The sequence below is a fragment of the Micromonospora sp. WMMD998 genome (genome assembly GCF_029581235.1).
Lineage (GTDB): Bacteria > Actinomycetota > Actinomycetes > Mycobacteriales > Micromonosporaceae > Micromonospora.
In genome coordinates this window covers 2188822-2201912 of the sequence record NZ_CP120740.1, presented here as the reverse complement: position 1 = coordinate 2201912, position 13091 = coordinate 2188822, and the positions used below count along the sequence as shown (strand labels likewise).

The following is a 13091-nucleotide window of genomic DNA, read 5'->3' as shown; positions in this document are numbered from 1 at the left end:
ACGGCCCGGCGGTGTCAGACTGGTATCCATGCCTGAGCTGCGGTCGAGGACATCCACCCATGGTCGGACGATGGCCGGCGCCCGGGCCCTCTGGCGGGCCACCGGGATGACCGACGACGACTTCGGCAAGCCGATCGTCGCCATCGCGAACAGTTTCACCCAGTTCGTACCCGGTCATGTCCACCTCAAGGACCTCGGCGGCCTGGTCGCCGACGCGGTGGCCGACGCCGGCGGCGTGGGTCGGGAGTTCAACACGATCGCCGTCGACGACGGCATCGCCATGGGCCACGGCGGCATGCTCTACTCGCTGCCCAGCCGGGAGCTGATCGCCGACGCGGTGGAATACATGGTCAACGCGCACTGCGCGGACGCCCTGGTCTGCATCTCCAACTGCGACAAGATCACCCCCGGGATGCTGCTCGCCGCGCTGCGGCTCAACATCCCGACCGTCTTCGTCTCCGGCGGCCCGATGGAGGCCGGCAAGACGGTGGCCGTCGAGGGCGTCGTCCACTCCAAGATCGACCTGATCGACGCCATGATCGCCTCCTCCAACGAGGCGGTCACCGACGACCAGCTCGGCGAGATCGAACGCTCGGCCTGCCCGACCTGCGGCTCCTGCTCCGGCATGTTCACCGCCAACTCGATGAACTGCCTGACCGAGGCGATCGGCCTGGCGCTGCCCGGCAACGGCTCGACGCTCGCCACCCACGCCGCGCGCCGGTCGCTGTTCGTCGAGGCCGGCCGCACCGCCGTCGAGATCGCCAAGCGCTGGTACGACCAGGACGACGCCTCCGTGCTGCCCCGCTCGATCGCCGGACGGCCGGCGTTCGAGAACGCCGTCGCGCTCGACGTCGCCATGGGCGGCTCGACGAACACCGTCCTGCACCTGCTCGCCGCCGCCCGCGAGGCGGAGCTGGACTTCGACGTGGCCGACATCGACGCCATCTCCCGGCGGGTGCCGTGCCTGGCCAAGGTCGCCCCCAACTCGCCCGACTACCATATGGAGGACGTGCACCGGGCTGGCGGCATCCCGGCCATCCTCGGCGAGATGGACCGCGCCGGCCTGCTCCACCGCGACGTGCGCGCCGTGCACTCCCCCAGCCTCCAGCAGTGGCTGGCCGACTGGGACGTCCGGGGCGGCTCGGCCACCCCCGAGGCGGTCGAGCTGTTCCACGCCGCGCCCGGCGGAGTGCGCACCACCGAACCGTTCTCCACCACCAACCGCTGGTCCTCGCTGGACACCGACGCCGCCGGCGGCTGCATCCGGGACCGCGAACACGCCTACAGCGCCGACGGCGGGCTGGCCATCCTGCACGGCAACCTGGCGCCGGACGGCTGCGTGGTGAAGACCGCCGGCGTGCCCGAGGAGTGCCTGACCTTCCGTGGGCCGGCGAAGGTCTACGAGTCGCAGGACGACGCGGTCACCGCGATCCTCGCCAAGGAGATCGTCGCCGGGGACGTCGTGGTGATCCGCTACGAGGGCCCCAAGGGCGGCCCCGGCATGCAGGAAATGCTCTACCCCACCTCGTTCCTCAAGGGACGCGGGTTGGGGCGGTCCTGCGCGCTGCTCACCGACGGCCGGTTCTCCGGCGGCACCTCCGGCCTGTCCATCGGACACGCCTCCCCGGAGGCCGCCTCCGGCGGGCTGATCGCCCTGGTGCGCGACGGCGACGAGATCGTCATCGACATCCCGGCCCGTTCCATCGAGCTGAACGTGCCCGCCGACGAGTTGGAGGCGCGCCGGGTGGCCGAGGAGAAGCGCGACCGCCCCTACACCCCGCTCGACCGGCAGCGCCCGGTCTCCGCCGCGCTGCGCGCGTACGCCTCGATGGCCACCTCCGCCAGCGACGGCGCCTACCGCCGCGTCCCGGAGTGAAAGGAGGGGCCCCCGCTTAACGCCTGCGGTATAGGCGGGGCCCCCGCTTAACACCCGCCGCCGGTAGGGTCCGGCGACGTGGAGACGACGGTGAGTTACGCACGACTGATCCGACCGGCGATCGACCGGGTCTACGTGGGTGCCCGGTGGGCGGCCCGGCCCCGGATGGAGGCGTTCTACGCCGAACGCGGCTGCGACCTCGGCGCCGAGAACAGCTTCTTCTCCGGCGTACTGGCCCGGCCGGTCCCGGCCGACGCGCTCGCCGACGGCCTGGTCTACACCTCCGGCAGCATGGAGAAAGAGCTGAAGCAGGGCATCTTCGTCCGCGACGACGAGGGCGCCTGGCACCTGACCGAGCTGGGCCGGGAGTTGACGCTGTTCGCGCAGCGGGCCACCGGCGAGGCCGCCGAGGAACTGTGGGGGGCGCTGCTGCCCGGCGTACTGCCCGGCCTGACCATCGTGCCCCGGCTAGCGGACCTGGTCGGCCGGGTGCTGACGCACGGGCAGGCGACCGGCGGGCCGGCGTTCCGGGCCATGTCGCCGCCGTACGAGCCGGCGGGCGCGTCCCCGGCGTTGCTGCTGGTGACGCGGCTGGGCTCGCTGCGGCACCACCGCGCCGACGCGCACCGGGCCGCGTGGCGCGCCGCCGGCCTGACCGCCGACGAGATCCGCGCGCTGCCCGACGGGCCGGAGCGCGCGGCGATCGAGGCCGACACCGACCGTCGCGACGAGCCCGCGTACGCGGTGCTCACCGACGCCGAGCGGTGGGAGTTGCTGGCCGGGCTGGCTGCCCTACCCAACTAGGCGCACGCCGTCGTCGTCATGGCGGTGCACGGTGTGGCCGTCGCGGGTCACGCGCAGGGTCAACGCCCGGCCGGCGTGCTGCGCAGCGAGCCGGAGCAACGCGGGCACCGGGTCGGTGACGGGCTCGCGGGCCGGTGAGCCGGGCACCGGGAGCGGCTCGTCCGGGTCGGTGGGGACCAGTTCGGCCACGTCGTCGGTCAGGTGGGTGAGGCAGTCGTCGAGCGCTGCCGCCAGGCTGGGCCGGGTGGGCAGGTCGTCCGGATGCACCGGGGCGTCGCGCGGGCGTACCTCCACCGACCACCACCGGCCGTCCAGCCACAGCGGGTGGCCGGCATGCCGCCGCAGGTCGAGCACGCTGAGGTGCAGCGCCAGGTCCAGGCCGAGCACGAGCCGGACCAGCTCGGAAGGCGGCGGCACCGTCGGGCGGGCGGCGGTGACGAGAAGCCGACCGGCGGGCAGGTCCGCCCCGGCCCGGCGCACGTACTCCCCCACCGGGTCGGCCCCGACCCAGGGCAGGGTGACGTATCCGTCGCGCAGGTCGCGGGCGATCATGTGGCCGCCGTCCGCCTCCGCCAGGTCCTCCCCACGTACGCCGAAAACGCGCGCCCACGCGCCGAGCCGGTAGCGTTCGGGGAGCTGCACCACCGACCGGCCGTCCGGCGCGGTGGCCACCGTGCCGGTGGTCTCCGGGGTGCCGCTCCGCCAGGTCAGGTGCACCACCCGGTACCGCAGGTCGGTGACGGTGACCAGCACCGCCGGGCGGTCCCGATCGGGAGCCGGTGCGCCGAGCCGGGACGGTTCGAGTGGCTCGGCGACCCGACACAGGGGCGGCCGTCCCCGAACCGCCGACCGACCGGGTGAGCCGGCCCGCCGCAGGCCGGTGAGCCACCAGCCGCCCTCCCGCCACACCGCCTGGGCGCCCGGCCGGTCGACACCGCCGGCCAGCTCGGCGAGGACGCGTCGCTCGATCCGGCCGACCGGCTCGATCGGTGCCGGAACCGGCGGTCCCTGCGCCGTGCCGCAGCGCCGGGGGCCGGCGTCGAGCGGCCGGGCCGGCGCGGACCGTCCCCGCTCGGTGAGGCCGGCCAGGGCTGCCCGCGCGTCGGTCAGCGTCAGCGCGGTCGCCAGGTCGGGGCTGCCCTCGACCGGCCCGCCGGGAACGGGTGAGCCGGGCACTTCGTAGCGGACCGTCCACACCCGATGGCCGTCGCATCGGCGGACCGTCACGACGAGGTCGAGCAGGAGCAGGTCGGCCAGGCGGCAGAGCTGGGCGAGCCGGATCTGGGGATCCACCGGGGACCGGGCGGTCGAGCCGCCCACCCAGAGCCGCCACGGGCGGCGGGCCGCGTCGGCGAGGGCCTGCGCCGCGAGGGTGTGCCGCTCGGTGGCGGGCAGCTCGGGACGCCAGGCCGGCGGGAGGCGTACCCGCAGCGGGTCGGGGTCGAGCGCGACGGCGATGGTGGACGCGAGGTCGCGTACCCGGGTGGTCAGGTCGGCCACCGCGCCGCCGGCCGGATCCGGTCGGGGGTCGAGGTCGGCGGGCGTCACCCGGTGGGAGGCGACCGCGCCGGTGTCGGTGTTGGCGACGGTGAGCAGGAGCTGCGCGCGGCGGCGGCCCCGCCAGTGGCAGCGCGGGCAGCCGCCGTCGCACTCCGGGCACGCGGCCGTGTCGCTCACCGCGGCGGCCTCGGCGCGCAGGGACCGTCGTGGTCGACGCGACGCGCGCACCGGCGGCGGTCGGGCAGCGGCAGGTCGCAGAAGACCCGATGGCGTACGGACTGCTCGTCCTCGAAGCTGACGGTGACCTCACCGGCGTCCACCTCGGACAGGAAGCTCACCGAGCGGGCCAGCGTGCCGGCGAAGTGCCGGGCGGCGGACAGGTCGGTCGCGGTGAACGGCAGGTGCGCCACGAAACGCTCACCCATGGGATTCCCAGAATACGTACACGAGAACGCCACTCCTATTTCCGATAACCGCTAGGACAAAGCTTTCGCGCTGGCCATCTTGTGGCTTTGCCGGCATCGGCGCAACGTACTCAAGCCCCGATTCTTGACTTATTTCTCCGTAACCGATATGCATTCCGGAGAGGGCATTCCGGGTGTTGCAAAATTGGACGGAGGCGGGGGCGTTGGCCGAGGACATGGGTTCGACGGTGCCGCGACGGCAGCTCGGCCGCGCGCTGCGGCAGTTGCGCACCGAGGCCGGGGTGACGCTCGACGCGGCGGCCGAGGCGCTGGAGTGCAGCCGGCAGAAGGTGTGGCGGATCGAGAGCGGCCTCGGCTCGGCGCGCGGGGTCGACGTGCGGGCGATGTGCCAGCTCTACGACGCGAACGCGGAGCTGACCGGCGCGCTGGCCGCCCTGGCGAGCGAGACGAAGGCGAAGGGTTGGTGGCACGCCTACGGCGACGCCATCCCCGATTGGTTCGAGCTGTACGTGAGCCTGGAACAGTCAGCCAGCCGACTCCGGTTCTACTACGACGCGATGGTGCCGGGTCTCTTCCAAACAAGGGAATACGCGCACGCCGTGTTCCAGCACCGGTCCGAGGTCAGCGACGAGGATCGGGAACGCCTGGTCGAGGTCCGACTGCAACGCCAAGCGTTGTTGAGCCGCCGATTGCCGCCTGCCCCACGTTGCGACGTCGTCCTCTCCGAGGCAGCGCTGCTGCGGGTCGTCGGGAGCAGCGCGACGATGGCAGGTCAACTGCGTCACCTGGCAGCCCTGAGCGACCGACCGAACGTCTCCATTCGGGTGCTACCGCTCATGGCCGGACTGCATCGAGGCGTCGAAGCTGGCACATTCGTCATGTTGGCGTTCCCCGCAGGCAACCGGGCAACGCCCGAGCCGCCAGTCGTCTACAGCGAATCGTGGACCGGCGCGCTGTACCTGGACCGACCCCAGGAACTCGCCGCATATGAGAAAGTTTGGGCGAGCATCGATGAGCTTGCTCTCGACCAGGGCCCGTCGAGACGGTTGATCGACAAGATCATCGGGGAGGTACACCATGGCTGATCTGACCGGAGCCCAGTGGCGCAAAAGCACCCGCAGTGGCAGCAACGGCGGCGAGTGTGTCGAGGTTGCCGACAACCTGCCCGGCCTCGTCGCCGTACGCGACAGCAAGGACCCGGCGGGTCCGGTCCTCACCTTCACCCCCGCCGCCTGGACCACCTTCACCGCCCAGACCAGGCGCCCTCGGGTCAGGGCCGTTCAGTAGTACTCGCGAATGTAGCCGAGGGCGCGCTCATACACGTCGTTGTCGCGGATCTTGAATTTGATGTAGAGCACCTTGCGCAGGGACTGCTGGACCAGGCGGTCGCCGTCGCGGGTGTCCTGCCAGCCGTCGAAGCGCACCGCTCGCACGACCTCATCCACCTCCTCGACGATCTTCTCGGCGATGATCGGCGTTCCGTTGCCCTTGAGCGACTGGAACAGCTCGGTGAGCGCCGCCTTGCCTTGGTCCTCGCGGGGGATCTGGGCGGCGGCCTTCTCCGCGGCGACGGTGTCCCGGGCGAGGGCGAACAGCTCCTTCAGGAAGTCAAGGCTGGCTTGCTGAGCGTGGGCATACTTCTGCCGCAGCGCCGCGAGTCGCTTGCCGAGTTCGACGAAGGCCGGGTTGCCCTTGTGCTTGGCGATGCGGGCGGTGATCCACTTTTCGACCTCGACCGGGTCGACGTCCGGCCGCCGGCCGGTCATCAGGTCTTCGATCACCTGGGCGTCGAGCACGATCGTGTCGAGGTCGGTGCGGGGCACCTCGACGGTGACGTGTTCGTTGATGAGTTCCAACGTCTTTGCCCCGAGGGTGTGCCAGACCAGCCGGCCGGCGATGTCCGAGGGTCGCACCGACTCGTACACGTCGGTGAGCCACCGGTAGTCGGTGGCGTAGGGCGAGACGACCGGGTCGGGGCTGAGGGTTTCCCAGAGTTGGGCGACGATGCTGTAGGCCGCGCCGAAGGCGTCGCGGGCCTCGTCGCTGCTGATAGCGTTCTGCGCGGCGACGAGCCCTTCGTAGCCGCCCACGGTCCGGTCGACGCCCGGAAAGAAGGCCAGTGCCGCCTCGACAGCCGGGCGGAGCTGGTTTTTCAGCACGTCGATGTTGCTGATCACCTGCTGGACGCTCTTCTCGTCGAAGGCGAACGCCTTGGCGACGTTGTCGAAGATGCCCAGGTAATCGACGATCAGGCCGTGCGTCTTGCTCGGCGGGTAGACGCGGTTGGTGCGGGTGATGGCCTGGAGCAGGTTGTGCTCCTTGAGCGGCTTGTCGACGTACTGCGCGTAGAGGATGGGCGCGTCGAAGCCGACGAGCAGCTTCGCCGTCACAATGATGATCTTCAGGGGATCGGCCGGATCGTTGAACCGGGCGGTGATGCGCTCCAACTCGTCCCGGTCGGGCGTGTATTCCTTCCACTCCTCGGGGTCGCGGGCGGTGCGGCTCATCACGACCGTGGAGGCGTCGGGGCCGAGGATGTCGTCGAGTGCCGCCTTGTAGGCGACGCAGGTTTCCTTGTCGTAGACGACCACCTGCGCCTTTAACCCCTGCGGTTCAACCTTGGCCCGGAAGTGCTCGGCGATGTCCTCGGCGATCCGGCGAACCCGCCCGGGAGACTTGATCAGCGACTCCAGCGAGGCGGCCCGCCTGGACAGCGTCGACTTGTCGGCCTCGGTGAGCCGGTGCTGCTCGGCCAACTCCGCGAAGGCGGCGTCGATCGCGGCCTCGTCGAGGTGGATCTCCGACAGGCGCGGCTCGAAGTGCAGCGGCAGCGTCGCCCCGTCCCGGATCGAGTCCTGGAACGAATACCGCGACAGGTAGCCGCCCTCATCCTTTGTGGACCCGAACCACATGAACGTGTTGCGGTCACGGCGGTTGATCGGAGTGCCCGTCAGGCCGAAGAGAAACGCGTTCGGCAGGGCCTCACGCATCTTGCGACCGTAGTCACCCTCCTGAGAGCGGTGGGCCTCGTCGACCATGACGATGATGTTGTCTCGGGCGTCCAGCACGCCCGGCGCCTCACCGAACTTGTGCACGGTGGTGATGATGACCTTCCGCGCACCCGTGCTGAGCAGGTCCTGAAGCTCTCGACGGCTGTTGGTCGAGACGAGGTTCGGCACGTCCGAGGCGTTGAACGTGCCGGTGATCTGGGTGTCCAGGTCGATCCGGTCCACCACGATGATGACGGTGGGGTTGGTCAGCCCCGCCGTGGCGCGCAGCTTCTGCGCGGTGAACACCATCAGCAGCGACTTGCCCGAACCCTGGAAGTGCCAGATCAGCCCCTGCTTGATCCGCCCGTGCAGCACCCGCTCGACGATCAGGTTCGTCGCCTGGAACTGCTGGAACCGCGCGATGATCTTTATCTTGCGGTGCTTCTTGTCGGTGGCGAACACCGTGAAGAAGCGCAGGAAGTCCAGCACCGCCGCCGGTGACAGCACACCCTCGGCGGCCTCGCGCACCACCGCCAGACCGGACCGCGCCGGGGCGTCGTCGTCTGTTTCCTCCCGCCACGGACCCCAGAGGCCGACCGGCATACCGACCGAGCCGTAGCGGAAGTCCTTGCCCTCGGTGGCGAAGCTGAACACGTTCGGCACGAAGAACGCCGGTACGTTGACCTCGTAGTCCTCGTTGATCTGCGCCGCCGCGTCGATCCAGGAGTACGCGGGGCGGACTGCCGACTTCGCCTCGCCGACGACCAGCGGAAAACCGTTGCACCACAACACCAGGTCGAAGCGGCGCTCGACCCGCCCGACCCGGTAGGTCACCTCCGTCGAGACGATCCACTGATTGGTACTTGGATCCGGGTTGTCGAAGTCGATGAGGCGGACCGTGACGTGCTCACCAGCCGGGCCGAACGGCATCGACTTCTGCCCGGTCAACCAGGCGGCGAACTGCTCGTTGGCGACCACCGGGTTCGGCGTACGGCGTGCAGCCAGGATGATCGCCCGAAGCTGGTAGATGACCTCGTCGGCGCGTCGCGGATCCGCCTCGATCGAGGGGTTCAACCGGATCAGGGCCCCTTTGAGCGGCCCCTCCAGCAGGACTTCGTCCTCGCGGCGAGGCAACTGTTTACCGGGCACGAACTGAATGTCACGCGAAGCGACAAGATCACGCACAAAGTCCCGAACCGAATTGGCCTCGTTGAAGCTCATACATCGCCACCACAAATTGACCTCAGCAACGCTGAAGAATTCGCGACAACAGCATTTTCTTCTTTTTTTAAGCTTGCAATTGCGCGATTGAAGCAACCGATTTCAGAAACACTTCGACGCTGCTCGTCGAGAGGCGTCAGGCCAACAGGGAAGTATGCCACCTGGGACTTGTTGACAGAAGCCAGATTACTGGTTCTCTTTGCGGCAATACGGAAGTAGGATCGCCCGTGAGAAGATTCGGTATGCAGGCTTATCCAGTCCGGCGAAACGATATCGCGCCTAACTCTCACAGCAAAGACATGGTTCTGATGGAGACAATCTTCGACTTGCTCTCGCCAGACAGCACCGCGGCCTAGCTTGTCTATATCGCCACCCTCGGTCATAAGAACATCGCCAGCGCGGAGCGCATAGCGTTCGGCCTCTTCCTCCGAGACCTCAATGGTCTTCACCTCGTCCAGATTTAGGGCTCCATTCTGAACATTCGCCACTCGAAGGTATGGTCGATCAACCCGTGCACCACGAGCGACCTTGCCCTTTTGAATTCCACCTCTGACCTCGGCCACTGCCGCGAGCGGAACCTGCTTAACGCCTAGAGCAGCATGAACGTGTCGATCCACGGCATGAAGACGCTCACGCACTACCGCGATCCGCACGCGCACAAGGGAGCGACGATGAATCTCCATCGCCCAAAGCAGGTCAGCAAGTCGCTTCTGCTCCTCAAGGCCCGGAAGATCGAGCTGGTAGTTCGCCATATCACCCCAGTTGATATAGGGATTGACTGAGCCACGCGAGTTGGCAACCGCGTAGGCGTGAAACGCATCCGCGCTGAGCAGGAACGGCAGGAATTCCTGTAGTAGGACGCTCGGATCACGAGTTTCCAGGACGAACGTCTTCTCGCCGGTGATCCCCTCGAAATCAGGCACGGCCGTCTTGCGCAGGTAGGAACGACGCGACACGTAGAGCACATGGCCGGGCCGGAAGCGCTTGTAGAACATCGGGCCGATGGGGTCGCGCCCGATGACGCCCCAATCCGTGATGTGGAGGCTGTTGCTGGGGATGTGTTCTCCGGCGAGGAATCGCTCCAGACCAGAGGTTTCCGGGTCCACCCGGTCGGTGACGTGCCTGATCACGTCTCCGAGCGCGACGCGCTTCCAGCCGCTCTTGTCCAGATTGAGGCTCACTTGGCTACCTCCTGCCGCAGCATGGCGAGCACGTCACCGATGGCGCGCTCCGCCTCCGCCGCCGAGGCTCGCCAGGCGGCGATTGCGTCGATGACGTCTACAGCTTCGGCTGAATCGTCCACGCCGTTGCGGCTGACATAGAGCGGGATGGCGAGGCTGTTCCCCTTGTCGCCGATCTCGTCGAGCGTGGCGACCGCAGCGAAGCCGTCTTGTTCCTCGAAGCCCTCATAGGTAGCGAGGATCTTCTGTTGGTGGCGGCCATGCAGGAACGACTGGCTCTGTTCCCGCGCGACTTCCGTCCGAGCGTCGATGAAGAGGACTTTCCCCTTCCTGTCGGCCGGCTTACGCGCTCGTAGGATCACCACAGCCGCCGGCATGGGTGAGTTGTAGAACAGGCCCTCTGCCAGCCCCAACACGCACTCAACGAGGTCGGATTTGATCAGCCCAGACCGCATCGCAAGCTCGTCCCGCCGGAACAGCACCCCATGCGGGAGAAGAATCGCGGCCCGGCCGGACTCCGGATCGAGGCTGGCCGCGATGTGCTGGAAGAACGCGTAGTCGGCGCGCCCCTGCGGAGGCACTCCCCACATGTTACGGCCGTAAGGGTCGTTCGTGAACGCGGTCCGGTTCCACGCCTTGATGGAGTAGGGCGGGTTGGCGAGCACCACGTCGAACGTGCGCAGCCGGTTGCCGTCGAGGAAGGCGGGCTTGGTGAGCGTGTCGCCGTACGCGATGTCGCCGTCGACGATGCCGTGCAGGAACAGGTTCATCCGGGCGATGGCCGACGTGCCGTAGTTGAGTTCCTGCCCGTACAGCCGCAGGTTACGCCACTCCTTGCCCTGCCGGCGAAGCTCGGCGGCGGTGGAGATGAGCATTCCCCCGGTGCCGCAGGTCGGGTCGTAGACCGACTCACCTGGTTCGGGCTTGAGCATCATCGTCATCAGGTGCACGAGCGTGCGATTGGTGTAGAACTCCTGCGCGGTGTGGCCGGAGTCGTCGGCGAACTTCTTGATCAGATATTCGTACCCCTGACCGAGTTCGTCCTCCGGCAGGTTCGCCACCGACAGCGTCTTGGTGGAGAAGTGCTCGATGAGTTCCTTGACGGTCCGGTCGGGCAGCAGGCTCTTGTTGCCCCACTCGCCGTCGCCGAACACGCCGGCCAGGGTGTCCGGGTTGGCCGCCTCGATCGCCCGCATGGCGGTCAGGACCGCCGCGCCGACATCGGCGCCGGCCGCGCGGATGTCCTGCCAGTGGGCGCCGTCGGGGATGGCGAAGCGGTGGTTCTCCGGCAGGTCGGCCAGTGCCTCTTCGCCGTAGGCGGCCAGCGCGGCGGCGTGCTCTTCGTCGTAGACGTCGGAGAGCCGCTTGAGGAAGACCAGCGGGAAGATGTACTGCTTGTAGTCCCCGGCGTCGATGAGGCCGCGCAGCACGACGGCCGCGCCCCACAGATAGGACTCCAGCTCGCGCTGGGTGATGCGGGTGCTCATGCCGTCACCTCCGTCGGGCCGAGGCCCCACTTGGCCAGTTCAACCTCCAGCGCGGCGCGTGTCTCGCGTGCTGCGGCGTGGGCCGCTTCGAGGTCGGCCAGGGTCTGCTCCAACGTGCGTTGCTCGCCGTCGTCGACGGGCGCGACGTACAGCGGGATGTTGAGGTTGAAGCCGTTGGCCTTGATGTCGTCGAGCGTGGCGACGGCCGCCAGGCCGGGTGCGTCGGTGAACGACTGGACGGTGCGCAGCAGCGTGTCGGCGTGCTCGGGTTCGAGCGTGTTCTGGTTACGGCCACGCCGGAACAGCGTCTCGCCGTTGACGAACAGCACCCGGCCCGCGCGCTCTTCGGCCTTCCGCCGACGCAGGATCAACACGGACGCGGCCAGGCCGGTGCCGTAGAAGAGGTTCGGCGCGAGGCCGATCACGGCCTCGACCAGGTCCGCCTTCAGCACGAACTCGCGGATGCGCCCCTCGGCGCCCTGGCGGAACAGCGCACCCTGCGGGAGTACGACGGCCACCCGGCCGGTGCCGGGCGCCGCGGATTCGATCATGTGCTGGACCCACGCCCAGTCGGCGTACCCCTTGGGTGGCACGCCCCCGAGCCGGTTGCGGCCCCACGGGTCGGTGCCCCACGCCTGCTCGCCCCAGTTCTTGAGCGAGAACGGCGGGTTGGCGATGACGCAGTCGAACTGGGTGAGGCGACCGCCGTCGAAGAAGGCCGGCGCACGCAGCGTGTCCTCGTGCTCGATCCTGAAGTCCTGGACGCCGTGCAGGAGGAGGTTCATCTTGGCGAGGCCGGAGGTGGCGAGCACCTTCTCCTGCCCGAACAGCTTGCCCCAGAGCGTCTGCGGTCGGCCGCCCTGGCGCTTTACGTGCTCGATGACCTCGATGAGCATGCCGCCCGTGCCGCAGGCCGGGTCGTAAACCGTCTCGCCCTCCTGCGGGTCGAGGATGTCGACGAGCAGTCTCACCACCGGGCGCGGGGTGTAGTACTCGCCGGCCTTCTTGTTCGACTGGTCCGCGAACCGCTTGATGAGATATTCGTACGCCTGCCCGAACACGTCCGGCGCGACGACCGCGTTGCTCAGCGTCCGGGTGGAGAAGTGCTCGATGAGATCGCGCAGCTTGGCGTCGGGCAGCTTGTCCTTGTTGGTCCAGGCGGCGCTGCCGAAGATGCCGTACAGCACATCCGGGTTGACCTTCTCTATTGCCCGGAACGCGGTCACCAGCGCCTGCCCGATGTTCTCGGTGCGGGCGCGCACGTCCTCCCAGAGGCTGCCGGTGGGGATGCCGAAGCGGTGGTTCTCCGGGAACGACGCGTACGCATGGTCGCCGTCCGACTCCGCCAGGGCCCGCTCGTACTCCTCGGTGTAGACGTCGCTGATCCGCTTGAAGAACATCAGCGGGAAGATGTACGCCTTGAAGTCCGCCTGGTCGATGCTGCCGCGCAGCAGGTCGGCGGCGCGGGCCAGATACTGCTCCAGCTCCGAGAGGCTGAGCGGGATGGCGAGCGTGTCACGGGGTGCCGCGGAAGCCCGCGCATAACGATCGGTCATGTCGCGGTCCGGTCATGGGTCATGCTTGGTGCTGTCTCCTCGTGCGCGTAC

At 68.5% G+C, this 13091-nt stretch carries 10 protein-coding genes; 4 read left to right on the top strand and 6 right to left on the bottom strand.

The window, feature by feature from the left end; genetic code table 11:
* The first annotated feature begins 28 nt into the window (after window positions 1–28).
* Together ilvD and O7619_RS10480 are read left to right on the top strand one after the other, a co-directional pair.
* Window positions 29–1876, top strand: a complete 1848-nt coding sequence (gene ilvD, locus O7619_RS10485; RefSeq protein ID WP_282287299.1) for a dihydroxy-acid dehydratase — start codon at window positions 29–31, stop codon at window positions 1874–1876.
* A 90-nt stretch (window positions 1877–1966) separates the two neighbouring features.
* The gene (locus O7619_RS10480) at window positions 1967–2680 is read left to right on the top strand and encodes a hypothetical protein (RefSeq protein WP_282287297.1); all 714 of its coding nucleotides are present in this window, start codon (window positions 1967–1969) and stop codon (window positions 2678–2680) included.
* Here the strand turns inward: O7619_RS10480 and O7619_RS10475 are convergent.
* Complete coding sequence (locus tag O7619_RS10475) at window positions 2669–4357, bottom strand: hypothetical protein (RefSeq protein ID WP_282287296.1); 1689 nt, start codon at window positions 4355–4357, stop codon at window positions 2669–2671. The genes O7619_RS10480 and O7619_RS10475 overlap by 12 nt on opposite strands.
* Window positions 4354–4605, bottom strand: coding sequence for a hypothetical protein (locus O7619_RS10470; RefSeq protein ID WP_282287294.1), 252 nt, complete (start codon window positions 4603–4605; stop codon window positions 4354–4356). The genes O7619_RS10475 and O7619_RS10470 overlap by 4 nt, the downstream gene beginning before the upstream one ends.
* Window positions 4606–4808: 203 nt before the next feature.
* Here O7619_RS10470 and O7619_RS10465 point away from each other — a divergent pair, with 203 nt between their 5' ends.
* Both O7619_RS10465 and O7619_RS10460 read left to right on the top strand, forming a co-directional pair.
* Complete coding sequence (locus O7619_RS10465; protein ID WP_282287292.1) at window positions 4809–5690, top strand: helix-turn-helix transcriptional regulator; 882 nt, start codon at window positions 4809–4811, stop codon at window positions 5688–5690.
* Entirely contained in the window at window positions 5683–5892 is a 210-nt protein-coding gene (locus O7619_RS10460) for a DUF397 domain-containing protein (RefSeq protein WP_282287290.1), read from the top strand. The genes O7619_RS10465 and O7619_RS10460 overlap by 8 nt, the downstream gene beginning before the upstream one ends.
* Here O7619_RS10460 and O7619_RS10455 read toward each other — a convergent pair.
* Genes O7619_RS10455 through O7619_RS10440 form a run of 4 tightly spaced genes read right to left on the bottom strand, consistent with a single transcriptional unit; the run spans window position 5886 to window position 13040 of the window.
* Window positions 5886–8816 (bottom strand): type I restriction endonuclease subunit R, encoded by a 2931-nt coding sequence (locus O7619_RS10455; RefSeq protein WP_282287289.1) that lies wholly within the window; start codon window positions 8814–8816, stop codon window positions 5886–5888. The two genes, O7619_RS10460 and O7619_RS10455, sit on opposite strands and share 7 nt — an antisense overlap.
* Entirely contained in the window at window positions 8813–9997 is a 1185-nt protein-coding gene (locus tag O7619_RS10450; protein ID WP_282287288.1) for a hypothetical protein, read from the bottom strand. Before O7619_RS10450 ends, O7619_RS10455 begins: the two co-directional genes overlap by 4 nt.
* Window positions 9994–11484: a class I SAM-dependent DNA methyltransferase gene (locus O7619_RS10445; protein WP_282287287.1), complete on the bottom strand. Its 1491-nt coding sequence runs from the start codon at window positions 11482–11484 to the stop codon at window positions 9994–9996. The genes O7619_RS10450 and O7619_RS10445 overlap by 4 nt, the downstream gene beginning before the upstream one ends.
* Complete coding sequence (locus O7619_RS10440) at window positions 11481–13040, bottom strand: class I SAM-dependent DNA methyltransferase (protein WP_282287286.1); 1560 nt, start codon at window positions 13038–13040, stop codon at window positions 11481–11483. Before O7619_RS10440 ends, O7619_RS10445 begins: the two co-directional genes overlap by 4 nt.
* Window positions 13041–13091: the final 51 nt, after the last annotated feature.